Genomic DNA, 17958 nt, shown 5'->3' on the forward strand with positions numbered 1-17958 from the left:
GTCGGTGATACCGGCAACCAGCCAGATTTTGGTGCCTGTTGGCAGGTGGTTATCACTTCCTTTATCTGTCCTGTGATGATCCTTATGACTTCGCCAGACTACTTCACCACACACATGGGTCTGCCAGATACCGGTTCGGGATGGATTTCCGCTTCTACGCTGAACACCGTCTTTAGAAGCTCTGGTTTCATCACTGCTTCCGGAGCACCTTGCGCCATCACGCGACCGCTTGCCAGTACCACCAGATGATCGCAATAGCGGCTGGCCTGATTCAGATCGTGGAGTACCGTCACTACGGTTTTCCCCTGCCTTTTGAGTTCAACCATCAGGCGCATCAGTTCAACCTGATGATTGATATCGAGGTAGGTCGTAGGCTCATCAAGAAGAATGAGTGGGGTATCCTGTGCCAGCACCATCGCCAGAAACGCACGCTGGCGCTGGCCGCCGGAAAGCTGGGTTAACCTGCGGTCAGCCAGATTGCGCGTCCGGGTCTGACTCATTGCCACGTTGACCCGCTCGTTGTCTTCCGCGGAGAGTCGCCCCCACAACGACAGCCACGGGCTGCGGCCGTAGGAAACCAGTTCCCGTACAGTGATCCCCTCGGGGGATAAATGGTGTTGCGGCAGTAAAGCCAGGCGGCGAGCCAGCTGGCGGGCGGAAAAACCGGCTATGGGTTTTTCATCAAGCAATATCTCGCCAGAGTCTGGTGTTAACAGGCGAGAAAAACAGTTCAACAGCGTCGATTTCCCGCAACCGTTAGGGCCGAGCAGGGCCGTGATTTTTCCGGCAGGCAGGGCGAGAGAAAGTCCATCCAGCACGGTTTGTGCGCCATAGCTGACGGTCAGATTTTCAGTACGTAATCTCATTTATCGCATTCTCACAAGCAGCCAGACAAACCACGGTGCGCCGATAATGGCGGTCAGCACGCCTGCCGGAAGCTCCAGCGGCGGATGAATGATTCGTGCCAGCAGATCGGCAATGACCAGCAACAACGCGCCCGTCAGGGCCGAAACGGGCATCAGCCAGCGGTGACGCCCGCCGGCGATCCTGCGCACCATGTGCGGCACGACGAGACCAATAAAACTTATCGGGCCACAGACGGCCACGCCGGTTGCTGTCATCGCGACAGCCAGCATCAGCCCCTGGAACCGGGTGCGCTGAACCGACACGCCGAGCGTGGCTGCTCGTGCATCGCCCAGCGCCAGCAGGTCGAGATCGCGACAAAAGCGCAGGCTCAGCGGCAAAAACAGAATGAGCAACGGCACGGCAATCTTCACAAAGTGCCAGTCGCGCCCCCATAAGCTACCCGTCAGCCACAGCAGGGCACTGTTTACATCCTGCGGGTGCAGGAGCATCAGGTAATCCGTCAGGCTCGCCCAGCAGGCGGAAAGCGCCACGCCGGTGAGCGCCAGCTTCATCGGCTGGTGGGTCTTTGCCAGCATCTTCAGCAAGATCAACCCCGCCATACCGCCCGCAAAGGCCAGCAGCGGCAGCACCATCACGGATAGTGATGGCATAAGAAGCAGTGCTCCCACAGAGGCAAGGCTGGCGGCATGGTTAATGCCGAGAATATCCGGTGATGCTAGCGGGTTACGCACAATCCCCTGTACCAGCACGCCCGCCACGGCGAGGGCTGCACCGACAAACAGTGCCAGCAGCAAGCGCGGCAGTCGGTACTCCATCAATACATAATAATGCTCGCGTCCGTCCTGCCAGTCGGTCAGCAGCGCGCGCCACGGCACGGGGATCACCCCCATATGGAGTGATAACAGCGCACAACCTGCCAGGGCAAGGGTGATGAAAATGACCAGCGCAATTTTCATCCTCGCCTCCTCACCAGCCAGACAAAGCAAGGACTGCCAATCAGCGCCAGCACTGCGCCTGCGGGCAGATCGCCGGGGAAGGCCAGCGCGCGTGCGAGTACATCTGCCATCAGCATCAGCGTGGCCCCCAGCAGCATGCTCACCGGCAGTACGTTGCGCTGATCGAAGCCTGCCCAGAAGCGCGCCAGATGTGGCACCAGCAGGCCGATAAACGCCACCGGACCTGCCACACTGACGCACGCGCCAACCAGAAGCAGCACTAACATATTGATGATCAAACGTAGTCTCGGCAGGTTCACTCCCAGCGTATGGGCGGTACTGTCGCTGACGTTGAGCAGGTTCAGTTGATTCGCCAGCAGCAACACGACAGGGACTGCAGTGACCACCACCGGCAAGAGCTGCCAGACATCCTGCCAGTGGGCGTGGGACACTCCGCCTGCCAGCCAGTAAAAGATGCCGTAAGCATGATCTTCGGCCAGCAGCAGGGTGATGCGGGTCAGGGCCATACAAAAGGCCGACAGCGCGATACCCGCGAGGATCAGTTTGTTTCTGTCCTGGGTATGACGAAACCCGCCTCCTGCGGTCATGACCAGCAGCCAGCTCACGCCGCCCCCGCATGCCGCGATGAACGACAGGGAATAGCCTGCAACCGGCGTCGGACTCAGCGCGCTGGTAAGCGCCATAGCCAGCGCCGCGCCGCTGTTAATGCCGAGCAGTGAAGGAGAGGCCATTGAGTTGTGGGTCAGGGTTTGCAGCAGCGTGCCCGCGAGCGCCAGGCTTGCGCCGATCAGAACGGCGACCAGGCTTCGCGGCAAACGAAGGTTTTGCACCAGCGCTTCTGGTAGCGTTGGCGTGTGTCCAGGCAGCAGGGCGCGGATTGCGTCTGCTCCGGAAACAGGAATGGCCGAGTAGCAAAACAGACTCAGCCAGAAAATAATAATAAGTACTGCAACGGGAAGCCCCCACAGCAGCACCGGGTGTTTTAGCGCGGTCATTTCACATCGGTAAGCGGCTGATGGTGGAAGATTTTTACCGTGTCAGCGGCAATACGCTCTGCGGCAAAAATACCGCGCATCCGCGCCCAGGCGTTACTGTCGACTGAAGCAACCTGCTGCTTCTGCGCGGCGGTTAATATCTGCCAGAGCGGATCTTGTTGCCAGCGTTTAACAATGCTCTCTTCGCGATAGTGGGCAACCAGCAGCCAGGCAGGATTGACCGCCAGCATTTGCTCCAGGCCGATGGACGGCATGGACGCGCCCGCCATCGCAGCGGGAACGTTCAGCCCCAGAGAAGCCAGCACGCTGCCGGTCCAGGTCTCCTGGGTATGCAGGTTGAATAGCTGTTCGCGTGATGTGCCAAAGGCCACGCGTGTCCCTGTGGGAAGCTGGCTGGCCCACTGCGCCATCTTCTCTTTATGTTGTTCCAGACGCGCCTGCATCTCTCGTTTTTTACCTACCACTTCGCCGATGATAGCCGCTGAGTGCAAATTTTCAGCGTAGGTTTCGTTGCGGGACTTAAGCAGCAGTACCGGCGCGATTTGCTGCAAGGCGGTGTAAATCCCCGCATGGCGACTGCTGTCGGCAATGATCAGGTCTGGTTTCAGGGCAGCAATGGCTTCCAGGCTCGGCTGCGCGCGCGTTCCGACGGACTGCCACGGTTTCAGGTGCGCACGCACTTCGGGCAGGATGCGTTTTGCATCGTTATCGTCGGCAATACCGATCGGGCTGACGTCCACGGCGGCCAGCGCATCGGCGAACGAGAGTTCCAGCACCACAATCCGTTGTGGCGTTTTATCGAGTGTAAACGTGCCGTGTTCGTCCTGAACCGTGGCGGCAAAGGCGTGGCCGATCACCAGCAGCAGGCCTGCAAAAAGAAAACGGATAAATGCCAACATAGTCACATTCCAGCTAAAAGCCCGGCAAGCCGGGCGTTAACACATCAGAACTTCAACGACCCCTGCATATACAGCGTGCGCGGCTGGCCTGCGTAGATGCCTTTGTTGTTGTCGTCATAAGAGCGGATGAAGTAGTCCTGGTCGAAGATGTTTTTCACACCGAACGCCAGGTTCAGATCTGCCATCTGCGGGCCAAAGTCATACGCCACGCGTGCGCCCCAGAGCATGAAGCCGGGAATGCGGCCGGTACTGCCGTCGGCGCTCTCTTTCACCGTATTGGCGTTATCCGCAAACTGGCTGGACTGGAAATCGCTGTTCAGATTGAACGTCCAGTTGCCCGGCTTGTAGTCCACGCCCAGCGTGCCTTTATGTTTCGGGGAGAATGGCACCTGATTGCCATAGGTGTCGCCTTTCTCGCGGATTTCCGCGTTCACATACGCATAGCTGGCGTAGACGGAAACGTTATCAAGCGTTGGCGTTAGCGTACCCAGGTCGTAACGTGCCTGCGTTTCCAGCCCGGTATGGCGCGTTTTGCCACGTGCAGTGACGGTGTCGTTGGTCTGGTTGGAGTCGTACTGATTGTTAAAGTTAATCAGGAACAGCCCCATTTCCGCCGTCAGCGCGCCGTCATCGTAGCGGGTACCGAGTTCCCAGGTTCGCGCTTTTTCCGGTTCCACATTGCCGCTTTGCACAGCCTTGCCAATCTGGCTGTACTGTACGGTGCCGAACGAGCCTTCAGTGTTTGCATAAAGATTCCAGCTATCAGTCAGGTGATAGAGCACGTTCAACGCCGGAAGCGGTGCGTTATAGCTCACCTCTTCGTGCGTGCCTTTGATGGCGTTGTTCTGGTATGACTCGATATGTTCGAAACGCATACCCGGCGTGATGGTCCAGTTGCCGATGTCGATTTTGTCATCCAGATACCAGGCGTGCGCCTCGGTGCCGGAACGCGTGTCGCGGTCGTAAGGGCTTGAGCCGGACGGCAACTGCCCGCTGCTGGTGGCGGTGTAGTAACGCATTTCATGCGTTGATTCATTCACATAGCGATAGCCCACGCCCACTTCGTGCGCGGAAGGGCCGATCATAAAGCTCTGGCTGTAGCGTGGCTCAATACCGCGCACCCAGTAGTTACGCGGCGAGAGGGTGATGCGTTTGCCTTGCTCCAGGTAGCCGCTGCGCAGGGTTTGGGTGTAGAACCCCTGAATGTTGAATTTATGCTGGCTGTCCGGCTGGAACTGGTAGCCCAGGCTCGCCAGCTTGCGACGGCCCCAGAAGCGGTCATACGGGCGGGTGGATTGCCAGCGATCGGCGTCGTAATCCGCGCGGGACAGGCCGCCGGGCATGTCGGCTTCACCATCGTAATATTGCAGCAGGCTGTTGAAGGTGTGCACCTCATTCGGCGCATATTTGCTTTTCAGCATCAGGTCGTCGATGCGGGTGGCGCTGTGCTCGCGCCAGTCACTGCCGCGCGTGCCGGAGTAGAGCAGCGCGGTGCCAAAACCGTTGTCCGCTGTGCCGCCCACCATCAGGTTGTGCGTCTCTTTCGGGTTGTTTTGTGAAGAGGTTGGGCTGAGCTGACCTTCCACCCCCGCCTCGATACCAAAGTCCTGCGGAATGGCGCGGGTAACAAAGTTCACCACGCCGCCCACGCTCTGCGGTCCGTAACGCACCGCACCACCACCGCGCACCACGTCAATGGCATCCATGTTGCCGAGCGAAACGGGAGCCAGTGAAAGCTGCGGCTGACCGTAAGGGGCAAAGGGGACGGGGATGCCGTCCATCAGGACGGTCGAGCGGCTGGCGAGGCGTGGGTTCAGGCCCCGGATGCCAAAGTTCATCGCCAGGTCGTGGCTGCCGGTGCCGTTGTTTTCCGGCGCGCTGACGCCAGGGATGCGGTTAAGCACCTCACGCATGGTGGTTGCGCCGGTTTTGGCGAAATCCTCACGGCGGATCACGTCACGCGCGCCAGCATGTTCAAATACGTCGTTTTCACGCGCATCGCCCAGCCAGTCGCCGACCACGGTCAGGGCATCTTCTTTTGGCGCGGGCGCGGTCTCCAGCGTCCAGCTGTTATTTCTCAGCGGTTTTACCTGCAGTCCGCTGCCGTCCAGCAGTTGTTGCAGGCCGCTCTCGACGTCGTAATCTCCGTGCAGGCCGTTGCTCTGCTTGCCGCGCGTCAGGCTGGCGTCAACCGAGAGGGTAATTCCGCTGTGTGCGGCATACTGATTGAGCGCTTTGTCGAGCGATCCCGGTGCGATATCAACCTGTGCAGCAAAAGCGGAAAACGAGAGACCGGCCAGCGGCAGCAGGCTCAGGCGAATGGCGTTAACCAAAGGTGTTGTTTTACGAAAAACGCGTAACGGCGTCATACCTTCTCCATCATCATTTTTGTTGTGTTCAGCTATGAGTCGAACGAGAAGGGTAAAAAGGACAATCGAAATGAGAATTATTTTTCTTACAGCGGTGAAATGTTTATCCAGTACCGCGTAATAGACTGAATTTTAACGGGAAGCGTTTGAGCGATAACGTTCAGGATCGCATCGGTATTTTTCAGCGGGAACGTCCCGCTCAGGCGCAGCCCGGCAACGGCGGGATCGCAGCGCAGCACGCCGTTGCGGTAACGGCTTAGCGTGGCTATCACCTCACCCAGCGGTTTATCGCTGAAGCTCAGGATGCCCTTCGTCCAGCTTGTACTCTCGTCATCCAGCGGTTTCACTGCGCCAAACTCAGAGGCGCTGAACTGCAGGCTTTCACCAGCGTTCACGATGCGTTTTTGCGCGGGGGCACTGGCGAGAAGCACTTCCACGGCGTGCTGCTGCACGTCAAGCTGCGTGAAATTATCCTGCTGGCGGACGGTAAATTCTGTCCCTAAAGCGGTGAGTTGGCCCTGACGGGTCAGGACGCGGAAGGGGCGTTGCTGCGCATCTTTCGCGGTAGTAATGGCGATTTCACCGTACCAGAGCCGGACGGTGCGCTGATGCGCATCAAAACGCACATCCGCCGCGCTTTGGGTATTCAGCGTGAGCAGGGAGCCATCTTCCAGTTGCTGACGGCTGACTGCGCCTTTGGCGGTGCGGTAATCTGCCCGCAGACCTTCGCCGGTTTCCGACTGCCAGAGTTGCCAGCCTCCGCCAGCGCCGAGCAACAGCAGTAATCCTTTCATCACGTGACGGCGGGTGAGGCGGGTATCGTGCAGCGCCCGGCTGGCAACGTCGCCAGGCACACCGCCAAGCTGGTTGCGCAGGTTTTCAACCTGCTGCCAGGCCCACTGGTTATCCTGATCCTGTTCATACCACTGTTGCCAGCGCGCTTCCTGTTGTGGGCTGACGCGCTCGCCGCTTAGCACGGCATACCAGTGGGAAGCTGAACGCAGCGCCTGACGGCGGGAATCGGTTAACGAAGGATTCATAACCCATGCTCCAGACGAAACAGCAGGCAGTGCTCGACGGCTTTCGCCACGTATTTTTTCACGGAGCTGACGGAAACACCGAGTTTGTGCGCAATCTCGCTGTATGTCAGGCCATCCAGTTGCGAAAGCAGAAACGCTTCACGTGTTTTTCCGTTTAGCCCGTCCAGCATGCTGTCGACGAGTTGTAGGGTCTCGAGCTGGCTTTCGCGTTCCTCAGGTGAAGGCGCTACCCCCTCCGGCATAAGCGCCAGCATCTCCAGATACGCTTTTTCCAGCGCGTTTCGGCGAAACAGGTCCACCATCACGCGTTTGGCGATAGTGCACAGGAAAGAGCGAGGATCGCGGATCGTCGAGAGCGTTTCGCTGCTCATTACCCGCAAAAAAGTGTCCTGGGCAATGTCATCTGCATCAAAGGCAGACTGGAGTTTGCGCGTCAGCCAACTTTTCAACCAGCCGTGATGGGTGCCATAAAGCGACTCGAACGTTAAGGAAGCTGTGGAAGTGGCACGGTCAGACATGCGGAGTGCATCAAAAGTTAATTATCACGTAGCCATATTAATATGAGAATGGTTATCATTACAATTGGAAATAAAATTGTTTCCAATAAACATTTTTAACATGTTGTTTTTCTAAGTGTTATAAGGTAGGTATAAAATGGGATGGATCCTCTGCTTCTGGCATCTGTCGGTCAGAATGACATCATGATGTGGTCTGCTATTATTGACATCCTCCCCGCCCTTTAGGGCGGGGAGGATGTCAACTATGAGTGTTGCCTGAAATGTCGCCAGCCCCCGGTACAGCGGAAGTATCTCGGGCTTTCTGCGTTTGCTCCTGGTGGGTATGGCCCCCGCAAGCGGGGGTTATTGCTAACTGGGTAATGACTCAAAATTATTGATAGTGTTTTATGTTCAGATAATGCCCGATGACTTTGTCATGCAGCTCCACCGATTTTGTGAGCGACAGCGACTTCCGTCCCAGCCGTGCCAGGTGCTGCCTCAGATTCAGGTTATGCCGCTCAATTCGCTGCGTATATCGCTTGCTGATTACGTGCAGCTTTCCCTTCAGGCGGGATTCATACAGCGGCCAGCCATCCGTCATCCATATCACCACGTCAAAGGGTGACAGCAGGCTCATAAGACGCCCCAGCGTCGCCATAGTGCGTTCACCGAATACGTGCGCAAACCGTCTTCCGGAGCCTGTCATACGCGTAAAACAGCCAGCGCTGGCGCGATTTAGCCCCGACGTATCCCCACTGTTCGTCCATTTCCGCGCAGACGATGACGTCACTGCCCGGCTGTATGCGCGAGGTTACCGACTGCGGCCTGAGTTTTTTAAGTGACGTAAAATCGTGTTGAGGCCAACGCCCATAATGCGGGCGGTTGCCCGGCATCCAACACCATTCATGGCCATATCAATGATTTTCTGGTGCGTACCGGGCTGAGAGGCGGTGTAAGTGAACTGCAGTTGCCATGTTTTACGGCAGTGAGAGCAGAGATAGCGCTGATGTCCGGCAGTGCTTTTGCCGTTACGCACCACCCCGTCAGTAGCTGAACAGGAGGGACAGCTGATAGAAACAGAAGCCACTGGAGCACCTCAAAAACACCATCATACACTAAATCAGTAAGTTGGCAGCATCACCCTCATTGAGTAAGGGATTAATGGTGTTTGAGTTATCTATTTCATTGTTTTTAATATGTTTTTATTTAAATTGTTCTGTGGTTATCTTTTTTGTTAAAGAGAACAATATTCTCCAAGCATTAAAAACAACAAGAAAATAGGAAAAGTATTTCTCCCCGTAAAACCCTAAGATAAAAATAATCCAAATCACTGATTAATTACTTCAAATGCAAAAAATAACACATCAACAATTACTCGATTGGTTGAAAAAGGAAGTGAAACTTTCATTAGGTTGTACTGAGCCTATTGCTATTGCGTATGCTGCCGCAGTGGCTGCTAAATATCTCAACGCACCGATATTAAAAATAACGGGGAATATATCGGAGAATCTGTATAAAAATGCGATGGGAGTCACTATTCCGGGAACAAGCTATTGCGGAGTCACTCTTGCGGCGGCAATAGGGGCTATTGGTGGTAACGCGGATGCCGATTTAGAAGTATTAAAAGATATTACTGCGACACAAATTACCGAAGCCTATATATTTAATGAATCAGGTAACGTGTGTCTAAACGCAGTAGATGCTACGGATTTTATTTTTATCGATATTACGCTATATAGTCTTAGTGATCAGTGCCGGGTAGTGATTCAAGGTAGCCATACTAATGTCACTGAAGTTTATATTAATAATATAAAGCAAATATTAGTCCGAGACCTAATTGCCGCCAATGATAGTGGGGTACTACCCGAATTTTCCCTTAACGACGCATTTAAATTTGTAACCGATGTCGCCGCTAAAGACATCATGTTTATGCTGAAAAGTGCTGAGATTAATACCGCGCTTTCTGACGAGGGGCAAAGGAAGAACTATGGTTTGAACGTGAGTGGCGCGTTGTCGCAAGCCAGAAAAAATGGCTTTATCAGCACTGACTTACTGAGTCAAATGTTGATCAACACCACTGCGGCATCAGATGCCCGTATGGGCGGCGCACCCTTACCCGCGATGTCAAATTATGGCTCTGGTAATCAGGGGATTACCGTGACAATGCCGGTAGTGACACTTGCCCGACATCTTAATACAGATGATGAAACACTGGCCCGGGCATTAGCGTTGGCCCATCTAGCCGCAATCTCAATTCATATGCGTTATACCCGATTGTCTGCATTGTGTGCGGCGTCAACGGCAGCAATGGGGGCGGCGGCAGGTATGAGTTGGTTATTGACCCAAGATTTTCAAACTATCTCCTACGCGGTCAGTAATATGATCAGTGATATTAGTGGCATTATTTGCGATGGTGCATCAAATAGTTGTGCCATGAAAGTGTCTACCGCTACCGCCTGTGCATTTAAGTCGGTGTTGATGGCGCAACAAAATAGTGTTGCAGGGGAGCGTGATGGCATTGTTTCCTGCGATGTTGAAGGTTCTATCAATAATTTATGTAAATTAGTGTTATCGCCAATGAGGCAAACAGATAAAGAAATTATCAGTATAATGACACGTAAATAAATATTACGGTTTAACCGCGTGGCCTAACGTCATTATTAATAATGATCGGCGGGCTATCGTTAAAATTTAAAGGGACAAATAATGAGCAAATCAAAATCGATCGCGACTCTGGTTATCCATGCCGGAGATCAAGTTGACCGGGGCAATAATGCTATTTTTCCACCGATTACTACCGCCAGTTCCTTCATTCAGCCAAATTTAGGCGAAGAAGGGGAGTTTTGTTATTCCCGTTGCAGTAACCCGACAAGATATGCATATGAAACCGCCTTGGCTGAGTTGGAAGGAGGTATCTATGCTACGGCAACCGCTTCCGGTATGGCAGCAACTGCACTTATATTGGAATTGCTACCTAAGGATTCCCATGTATTAGTAATGAAAGGGGTCTATGGCGGTACTTATCGGTTGTTTGAACGTCTGCGTAAACAAACTTCAGGTACGACATTCAGTTATGTCGATCTTAATGATCTGGCGTCAGTAGAGCGCCATATTCAAGAGAATACAGGTCTAATCTGGATCGAAACGCCCACTAACCCACTGTTGGAATTAGTTGATATTGAAGCAGTATGCCAGGTTGCCAAAAGCAGGGGCATAATGAGCTGCGGGTGATGCTGCCAACTTACTGATTTAGTGTATGATGGTGTTTTTGAGGTGCTCCAGTGGCTTCTGTTTCTATCAGCTGTCCCTCCTGTTCAGCTACTGACGGGGTGGTGCGTAACGGCAAAAGCACCGCCGGACATCAGCGCTATCTCTGCTCTCACTGCCGTAAAACATGGCAACTGCAGTTCACTTACACCGCTTCTCAACCCGGTACGCACCAGAAAATCATTGATATGGCCATGAATGGCGTTGGATGCCGGGCAACCGCCCGCATTATGGGCGTTGGCCTCAACACGATTTTCCGCCATTTAAAAAACTCAGGCCGCAGTCGGTAACCTCGCGCATACAGCCGGGCAGTGACGTCATCGTCTGCGCGGAAATGGACGAACAGTGGGGATACGTCGGGGCTAAATCGCGCCAGCGCTGGCTGTTTTACGCGTATGACAGGCTCCGGAAGACGGTTGTGGCGCACGTATTCGGTGAACGCACTCTGGCCACACTGGAGCGTCTTCTGAGCCTGCTGTCGGCCTTTGAGGTCGTGGTATGGATGACGGATGGCTGGCCGCTGTATGAATCCCGCCTGAAGGGAAAGCTGCACGTTATCAGCAAGCGTTACACTCAGCGCATTGAGCGACATAACCTGAATCTGAGACAACATCTGGCAAGGCTGGGACGGAAGTCACTGTCGTTCTCAAAATCGGTGGAGCTGCATGACAAGGTCATCGGGCATTATCTGAACATAAAACACTATCATTAAGTTGGAGTCATTACCGCGGTTTCAAGTATGTGTCCGGTTGGTCAAAAGTTGAATTTTTTCCTGAACATCTACCCAAGAAAAGGTAATAAAGAGTTTTCTTTTCGATTATTCGCAATCACCACACTCAATGAAATTACAAGCGTGTCTGAATTTGTTGAAATGGCACATAGTACTCAACAAAGTGATCTGATTAATAATCCTGGTTATTTTGTTTGATTACTAAATAATTCCATATTGAAATCATTAACCATCACTTAACAGTGATGGTTTTTTGTTTTATTTCAATTATCTTTTTGTTCGATATGACTATCTGCTTTTTATAATCTGATTTCACTTACTATCATGCTGATACTACTAGGTAAAATGGTCGTGATGACTTTAATTCATGCTATTCCATTGAGATTTGTGTTTACAATCAATAAAAATATTGTTAATAAAATGTAATCCTTAACATAAATCAACATGGATATGGAACCTACACTACAATGGCAAAGAAAAACATACATCAGGAAGAGATTGTATTCGCGAAGAAACAGCTTGTTCTCCTTGCAACATTAAAAGGGAAGGTAAGTGAATTGATTCTAAAGTGGGAAGGGAACATTGGAGCTGAGACTCCTGACTTGAATCGCCACGGGTTTAACAGACACCTCAGAGTCATTTAAGATGGCTTAAAGAGAGGTGCCCATGAGCAGTAAGCGTTATCCCGAAGAGTTTAAAATTGAAGCAGTCAAACAGGTTGTTGATCGCGGTTATTCTGTTGCCAGCGTTGCAACACGTCTCGATATCACCACCCACAGCCTTTACGCCTGGATAAAGAAGTACGGTCCGGATTCTTCCACTAATAAAGAACAGTCAGATGTTCAGGCCGAGATCCGCCGTCTCCAGAAAGAGCTGAAACGGGTTACCGACGAACGGGACATATTAAAAAAAGCCGCGGCGTACTTCGCAAAGCTGTCCGACTGAGGTACGCCTTTATCCGTGACAACACCTGTTGCTGGCCTGTTCGCCTGCTCTGTCGGGTGCTGGATGTTCATCCCAGTGGTTTTTACGCCTGGCTTCAGCAGCCGCATTCACAACGCCATCAGGCAGACCTGAGACTGACAGGACAGATTAAACAGTTCTGGCTGGAATCGGGATGCGTCTATGGTTATCGTAAAATCCATCTGGATCTGCGGGACAGCGGGCAACAGTGCGGAGTGAACAGAGTCTGGCGACTGATGAAACGTGTCGGGATAAAGGCTCAGGTCGGATACCGGAGCCCGCGGGCACGTAAAGGCGAGGCCAGTATCGTGTCGCCCAACAGGCTCCAGCGACAGTTCAATCCGGATGCTCCGAATGAGCGTTGGGTAACGGATATAACCTACATCAGAACCCACGAAGGCTGGCTGTATCTTGCCGTGGTTGTTGATCTGTTCTCACGCAAAATTATCGGCTGGTCCATGCAATCCCGGATGGCAAAGGACATTGTCCTGAACGCACTGCTGATGGCTGTATGGCGGCGTAATCCCCAAAAACAGGTGCTGGTTCATTCGGATCAGGGCAGTCAGTACACAAGCCATGAGTGGCAGTCGTTCCTGAAATCACACGGCCTGGAGGGCAGCATGAGCCGTCGCGGTAACTGCCATGATAATGCGGTTGCAGAAAGCTTTTTCCAATTGTTGAAACGCGAACGGATAAAGAAAAAGATCTACGGAACGCGGGAAGAAGCCCGCAGCGATATTTTTGATTACATCGAAATGTTTTATAACAGTAAGCGTCGGCATGGTTCTAGCGATCAGATTTCACCGACAGAATATGAAAACCAGTATTATCAACGGCTCGGAAGTGTCTAGATTATCCGTGGCGATTCAACTATCATCTTTTAATGAACCAACTTGAGTCAGTAGAAAAGCAAATATTTTCTAAGATTGGTGCTTGGAAAAAGACATCTTTGCTTTGAGTGTCAGTGAAGAAAAACTTTATGAACAAACTTAATCCTCCTGCTTTATGTAATTCTTTTTTTACCAGGGATTTCTAGGAGAATCTTAGTCCATAACCCATCTGTCATAAAATCAATTATCGAGTCTGATATCATGGCTTTATTTGCAATTCTTTGAGCAGTGTAAATTGCCTGACTTTTATCTTCGATAAAGATGCCATGAGGCACTAGACTAACATTATCTTCGGTTTTCCTTGCCCACATGCGGAGGCGGTAATCTATTATGTATTCGTCATACTCTATCCACAGATGAGGTCGAATTATCTGGCCAGTTCCAGCCAACGTTACTTCTCCAACGATGCGCTGGTGCGGTATACAGAATCTATCTAGCAGGCAACTTACAACCATAGTATGACCATCACATTCGAGTGGAAGTACATCATATTTATGTAACAGCTCGCAGACATAAGCAACTTCAGGGGTTATGAACATTTACGGCCTCATATTAGACGGGGAGGGTGCTTAATTGGTCATTAAGCCTAAGTGATGATGGAGCCCAGTAGCCGGAACCGCACATCCACCGTTCACCAGGAAATGAAAAACCCTCTCTGATAAGAAACTCCCTAAGTTCGGTGCTGATGACATTCTCAACCTTTAAGATGTAGTTATTTGTCTCAGCTGCTTCTTTTAATTTCGAGAGTAACTGTCTGAAAAATCCTTTGCCTGGGGTCTTCACTGAAATGGTTGCGACTACCAGTACCGACGAACCGAGGTATGACATTTTTCCCGTCCGGGCACGGATGTATAACTCATCTACTAACTGAAGACCTTGAACCTTCATTGATTTTGAATGAAAGATGCTTTTTTTTGCTTCAACCATTAAGTGAGTGAATGATTGAAGGATCTTATTGATGTCTCTGTCATGACAACTCATATAATCACCAAATTAAATCAGCATAATAAATTGCACAGTGTATAGCGTAACTTTTCAATAAAGTTGATGCTTTGAAATAAAAGCAACAATACATAATCTTTGTGTCTTATTGGCTAAGGTTGTTATGTAATTATCAGAGGTTTTTAATCCTTTCTAAAGATGCTAGATATGCTTCATAGTTATCTCCAAATTTTTTCTTTGCCCGTCTTACTCTCATCTTTTCTGCCAGTTCACTCTTATGCTCGGTCTGGTATTTTTTATTGTTTTGGAGTTTTACACCTGCACCGGAACCGGCAGCATAATTTCTGTTTTTATCGCTAATGCACAACTTGCATTTACTTTTAAGGCCAAACTTACCCTTAAGTTCCTTACCGAATTCTTCGAAGGGTTTAACCTGATTGCATCCTTTACAGCGTTTGCACCCAGAGGGGAGATCTTCATTAGCCATGTCTAGTTCCAGTGGTTAAAGGTAATGAACTGCATTTTACTGCAAACAGGCACTTCCAACCATAAAATCGACTACTTAACCATAATTCAACATAAGGTTCATTAAGCGCACCAAGGTAAGGTGTTGATTGTTAAGGGTTTATCAGGGGGTTCTCTTGACTTGTTGGTATCCTCGGACTCAGGCTGTTACGTATCCTGTGACTAACTGAGCCCCGTCCGTGGTGACCAGTTAACAGATTCTCCAAGGAACCTTGTTAACGCTGCTTTAGCATACTGAGGCTTTGAGTAGTATCTGGGAAACCAGCCATCATAAGTTTGTGTGCCATTGCGCCGGTATTCTGGCCTGACTGACAGCTTACATCCATTACCATCAGTAGAAATACAAAAAGTGTACCCATCAACAGAATCAGAAGTAAGCAGAATGGATGTCATTGGGGATACCTCATTATTGAACTAACCAGAAACTACAATGGTGATCCGACATGGTTTCCTCGATTTTACCGACTGAGCTGTCATATAGCGATACCTTTTATTCTTAGGTTCTCTTGCAGTATTGGCTATCGATTGTCACAATTTAGTCTGGTGGCACTGGTTCATTTTTCGGGTGGTTTGTTACTTTTTCCGTTGGTGTTCCAGGGCTACCGACCTCTGCATGTACGTATACATCCCTCTTTCTCGTTTACCCCGCCAGATTTCAATCCGATAGAATCGTTCCTGTTTTACTCACTCGTAATTCACTTTTCATAGTCATTTTGTGGACATTAAACGTGCGCTACAGGTGCGCATTCCTTGCTTCAGGATGGCTTACTATCTAAAATGGCAGAGATTTTTGATACTTTTGAACATTTTAATGAGGTATATACCATGATGAACATCGCTTGTGATGACGGCTCAACGAACGTAAAACTTGCCTGGATTGAGAATGGTGAAATCAAAACTCATGTTTCGCAGAACGCCTTCCGCGAAGGCTGGGCTACTCCACTCGCATTTGGTGGTAAAACTATCTACAACTATCTCATTGATGGGCGGAAATTTACTCACGACATTGGTTCAACATCTGCAATTACAACAACGCATACCTCTTTCCAGTTCGACGCTGTAAGTCGCGTAGCAATTCATCATGCCCTTTTGACTTCCGGTCTTGAGCCACAGGATGTTGAACTTACAGTGACACTGCCGGTGGCCATGTTCTTCACGAGCGATGCGCAGTTGAACGAAGCTAATATTGAAAAGAAAAAGGCCAACGTTATGGGCCCAATAACCCTGAATAATGGCGAAACTTTTCATGTTGTAAAAGTTAACGTAATGCCTGAATCAGTACCTGCGGCTGAATATCTGATTGATCCTAAAACAACCACGCAGCTTACACGAACCCTGGTTGTCGATCTGGGGGGAACAACCCTAGACCTGGCCATCATTCAGGGGGCAATGGAGGGCATATCTGATATCTTTGGCAACAGCGATGTTGGCGTTTCACGAGTGACAAAAGCTGTTATGGCTGCGCTCCAGGATGCCCAGTCTCCAAGTAGTTATGCCATTGCGGATATCATCATTAAAAACCGTCATGATAGAGCGTTGATTGCTTCTGCGGTCAATGATCACTCTAAAATTGATGCCATCATTGACGTTATCGATTCTGAGTCGAAAAATCTGGCCGAAGCTGTTGCAGCTGATATACGTCGTCAGAACAGCGTCCACAAAATCATACTGGCCGGGGGCGGTGCTGAGCTCATCCATTCTCATATTGTCGAACTATTCCCTAAGCTGGATGTCATCAAAGCGCCTGACGCGCAGCTCGCGCTCGTCAAAGCAATGGCAAGCGTCTAAACGAGGTTATGTGATGGAAGAAGATAAACGTTTACTCGTCTGGCTCCGCCCCGGCAATAATCCAGAAGACGGTAAAGCTCTTGATATTATGGAGCGCTTACCCCGCCGATCCCGGGGGGAATTTTACCGTAAGGCACTGGTAATTGCGTCTGCCTTGCATGAGCTCGACCCTCGGTTAATAAATTTGCTGGCCGCACAAACCACGACATCGTTTAATGCCGAAACGCTGAGCAACATTCTGTCGCAAACGCTGGGCATTGCCGTTGAACGGAATTCTTCACCAGTGGAAACCCAGGCCACAGGTATCCGAGCAACAACCATCATTGATTCGGATAAGCCTGCTGAGCAGAAAGAACCAATTCCTAAACCCTCCCTGATGATGCAAACCCTCAAACGTTGAATCCGAACCGGCTACTAGTAGCCGGTTTACTCACCTTGCTCGGTTAACAAGCTGAGATAGATCCGCAACCCCTTATCCAGTGACTCTCTAATGGCATCTGCTGCTGCCCCTGCATCCCTGTTTGAAAGAGCGAGTTCAAGCGACGAGAAAAATATTGGCCATTTATCCTCCGAGTCAGATTCGAACGTGTAACTCAGAGTTGGCCACAGGTTAATCCACAGTTGGGTTACAATTTTGAAAAACTCAGGCAGACCGGCGTATATGTAAAGCTTCAGCCGCAGAGTGAGGTTTAGCTGGTGCGCCAGATAAACATCCCTACGTTCATATGCGGAACGCAGCTTTTGGCACAAAGACAGGCATTCTTCAAAGCCATTGGCATCCATTTTCAGTACGGCCTTTTCTGCCAGTTCTGGCTCAATCAATCGCCTCATAATGAACCCTGTTCCATGGCTCCAGATGACAAACATGATCTCATATCAGGGACTTGTTCGCACCTTCCCTAAAGCACTCGTATTGACCGTGGCGGCTACCACATTCTGTCTGATGACCAGCCCGGCGTTCGCGGTTGAGGAAACCACGCCGCAGAATATGACCTGTCAGGAATTTATGGATATGAACCCAAAAAGCATGACCCCGGTGGCCTTCTGGGTAGTGAATCGCAACACCGACTTTAGCGGCGGCGACTATGTTGACTGGCATGAAGTCGAGACCGTTTCGGTACCGAAAATGCTGCAGGAGTGCCACAAGAACCCCGCCGCTAAACTTGGCGATCTCAGCGCGGTCATCAAAAAATAACCCCCCCGGCATCAGGCCGGGGAAACCCGCCGCGC

The 17958-nt window shown here is 51.0% G+C and carries 17 protein-coding genes and 3 pseudogenes; 8 read left to right on the top strand and 12 right to left on the bottom strand.

Annotated features, from left to right (window positions below):
• Window positions 1-98: 98 nt before the first annotated feature.
• The 7 genes from fecE to fecI form a co-directional block, all read right to left on the bottom strand.
• On the bottom strand, window positions 99-866 hold the full coding sequence (fecE, locus tag HVZ39_RS25070) for a Fe(3+) dicitrate ABC transporter ATP-binding protein FecE (RefSeq protein ID WP_004152282.1): 768 nt from the start codon (window positions 864-866) through the stop codon (window positions 99-101).
• Window positions 867-1823: a Fe(3+) dicitrate ABC transporter permease subunit FecD gene (fecD, locus tag HVZ39_RS25075; RefSeq protein WP_004118246.1), complete on the bottom strand. Its 957-nt coding sequence runs from the start codon at window positions 1821-1823 to the stop codon at window positions 867-869.
• Window positions 1820-2818, bottom strand: coding sequence for an iron-dicitrate ABC transporter permease FecC (gene fecC / locus HVZ39_RS25080; RefSeq protein ID WP_016156512.1), 999 nt, complete (start codon window positions 2816-2818; stop codon window positions 1820-1822). The genes fecD and fecC overlap by 4 nt, the downstream gene beginning before the upstream one ends.
• A complete protein-coding gene (fecB, locus tag HVZ39_RS25085; protein ID WP_016156513.1) occupies window positions 2815-3717 on the bottom strand; it encodes a Fe(3+) dicitrate ABC transporter substrate-binding protein FecB in 903 nt (300 codons plus the stop codon). Before fecB ends, fecC begins: the two co-directional genes overlap by 4 nt.
• A gap of 44 nt (window positions 3718-3761) precedes the next feature.
• Window positions 3762-6086: a TonB-dependent Fe(3+) dicitrate receptor FecA gene (gene fecA, locus HVZ39_RS25090; RefSeq protein WP_007898891.1), complete on the bottom strand. Its 2325-nt coding sequence runs from the start codon at window positions 6084-6086 to the stop codon at window positions 3762-3764.
• 86 nt (window positions 6087-6172) lie between these two features.
• Window positions 6173-7126 (bottom strand): ferric citrate uptake sigma factor regulator FecR, encoded by a 954-nt coding sequence (gene fecR, locus HVZ39_RS25095; RefSeq protein ID WP_004118237.1) that lies wholly within the window; start codon window positions 7124-7126, stop codon window positions 6173-6175.
• Window positions 7123-7644 carry an RNA polymerase sigma factor FecI gene (gene fecI / locus HVZ39_RS25100; RefSeq protein ID WP_016151347.1) on the bottom strand — a complete coding sequence of 174 codons (522 nt, stop codon included), beginning with the start codon at window positions 7642-7644 and terminating at the stop codon, window positions 7123-7125. The genes fecR and fecI overlap by 4 nt, the downstream gene beginning before the upstream one ends.
• A 136-nt stretch (window positions 7645-7780) precedes the next feature.
• Here fecI and HVZ39_RS26500 point away from each other — a divergent pair.
• Window positions 7781-7850, top strand: a pseudogene (locus HVZ39_RS26500) (hypothetical protein).
• A gap of 164 nt (window positions 7851-8014) precedes the next feature.
• On the opposite strand, the pseudogene HVZ39_RS25105 reads toward HVZ39_RS26500, so the two are convergent.
• Window positions 8015-8710: pseudogene (locus HVZ39_RS25105) on the bottom strand (IS1 family transposase).
• A 260-nt stretch (window positions 8711-8970) separates the two neighbouring features.
• On the opposite strand from HVZ39_RS25105, the gene HVZ39_RS25110 reads away from it, so the two are divergent.
• The 4 genes and pseudogenes from HVZ39_RS25110 (at window position 8971) to HVZ39_RS25125 (ending at window position 13434) form a co-directional block, all read left to right on the top strand.
• Window positions 8971-10248 carry an L-serine ammonia-lyase, iron-sulfur-dependent, subunit alpha gene (locus tag HVZ39_RS25110; RefSeq protein WP_001515737.1) on the top strand — a complete coding sequence of 426 codons (1278 nt, stop codon included), beginning with the start codon at window positions 8971-8973 and terminating at the stop codon, window positions 10246-10248.
• Between the two features lie 81 nt (window positions 10249-10329).
• A pseudogene (locus HVZ39_RS25115) lies at window positions 10330-10848 on the top strand (PLP-dependent transferase); the annotation flags it as partial.
• Window positions 10849-10904: 56 nt separating this feature from the next.
• Window positions 10905-11602 (top strand): IS1 family transposase gene (locus HVZ39_RS25120; protein WP_223335778.1). Its coding sequence is split into 2 segments (ribosomal slippage): window positions 10905-11154 and window positions 11154-11602, totalling 699 coding nucleotides; the frame shifts between segments, so codons are not numbered across the junction.
• A 684-nt stretch (window positions 11603-12286) separates the two neighbouring features.
• A protein-coding gene (locus HVZ39_RS25125) for an IS3 family transposase (protein ID WP_087121881.1) occupies window positions 12287-13434 on the top strand; the annotation gives its coding sequence in 2 pieces (ribosomal slippage) (window positions 12287-12524 and window positions 12524-13434; 1149 coding nt in all).
• Window positions 13435-13586: 152 nt separating this feature from the next.
• On the opposite strand, the gene HVZ39_RS25130 is transcribed toward HVZ39_RS25125, so the two are convergent.
• The 3 genes from HVZ39_RS25130 to HVZ39_RS25140 form a co-directional block, all read right to left on the bottom strand.
• Complete coding sequence (locus tag HVZ39_RS25130) at window positions 13587-14012, bottom strand: hypothetical protein (RefSeq protein ID WP_016241518.1); 426 nt, start codon at window positions 14010-14012, stop codon at window positions 13587-13589.
• A gap of 13 nt (window positions 14013-14025) precedes the next feature.
• Window positions 14026-14400, bottom strand: a complete 375-nt coding sequence (locus tag HVZ39_RS25135; RefSeq protein WP_016241519.1) for a hypothetical protein — start codon at window positions 14398-14400, stop codon at window positions 14026-14028.
• Between the two features lie 187 nt (window positions 14401-14587).
• A complete protein-coding gene (locus tag HVZ39_RS25140; RefSeq protein WP_009652923.1) occupies window positions 14588-14902 on the bottom strand; it encodes a hypothetical protein in 315 nt (104 codons plus the stop codon).
• Window positions 14903-15717: 815 nt separating this feature from the next.
• On the opposite strand from HVZ39_RS25140, the gene parM reads away from it, so the two are divergent.
• Window positions 15718-16728, top strand: coding sequence for a plasmid segregation protein ParM domain-containing protein (parM, locus tag HVZ39_RS25145; protein ID WP_223883253.1), 1011 nt, complete (start codon window positions 15718-15720; stop codon window positions 16726-16728).
• A 13-nt stretch (window positions 16729-16741) separates the two neighbouring features.
• The gene (locus tag HVZ39_RS25150) at window positions 16742-17128 is read left to right on the top strand and encodes a plasmid partitioning/stability family protein (RefSeq protein ID WP_009652914.1); all 387 of its coding nucleotides are present in this window, start codon (window positions 16742-16744) and stop codon (window positions 17126-17128) included.
• A gap of 26 nt (window positions 17129-17154) precedes the next feature.
• Here the strand turns inward: HVZ39_RS25150 and HVZ39_RS25155 are convergent, their stop codons facing one another.
• Window positions 17155-17595, bottom strand: coding sequence for an FCD domain-containing protein (locus HVZ39_RS25155; protein WP_223226818.1), 441 nt, complete (start codon window positions 17593-17595; stop codon window positions 17155-17157).
• On the opposite strand from HVZ39_RS25155, the gene hdeB reads away from it, so the two are divergent.
• A complete protein-coding gene (hdeB, locus tag HVZ39_RS25160) occupies window positions 17594-17923 on the top strand; it encodes an acid-activated periplasmic chaperone HdeB (RefSeq protein ID WP_024196074.1) in 330 nt (109 codons plus the stop codon). The two genes, HVZ39_RS25155 and hdeB, sit on opposite strands and share 2 nt — an antisense overlap.
• Window positions 17924-17958: the final 35 nt, after the last annotated feature.

Origin of the sequence: Citrobacter sp. RHB35-C21 (assembly GCF_013816515.1) — a bacterium.
GTDB classification, from domain to species: Bacteria; Pseudomonadota; Gammaproteobacteria; order Enterobacterales; family Enterobacteriaceae; genus Citrobacter; species Citrobacter braakii.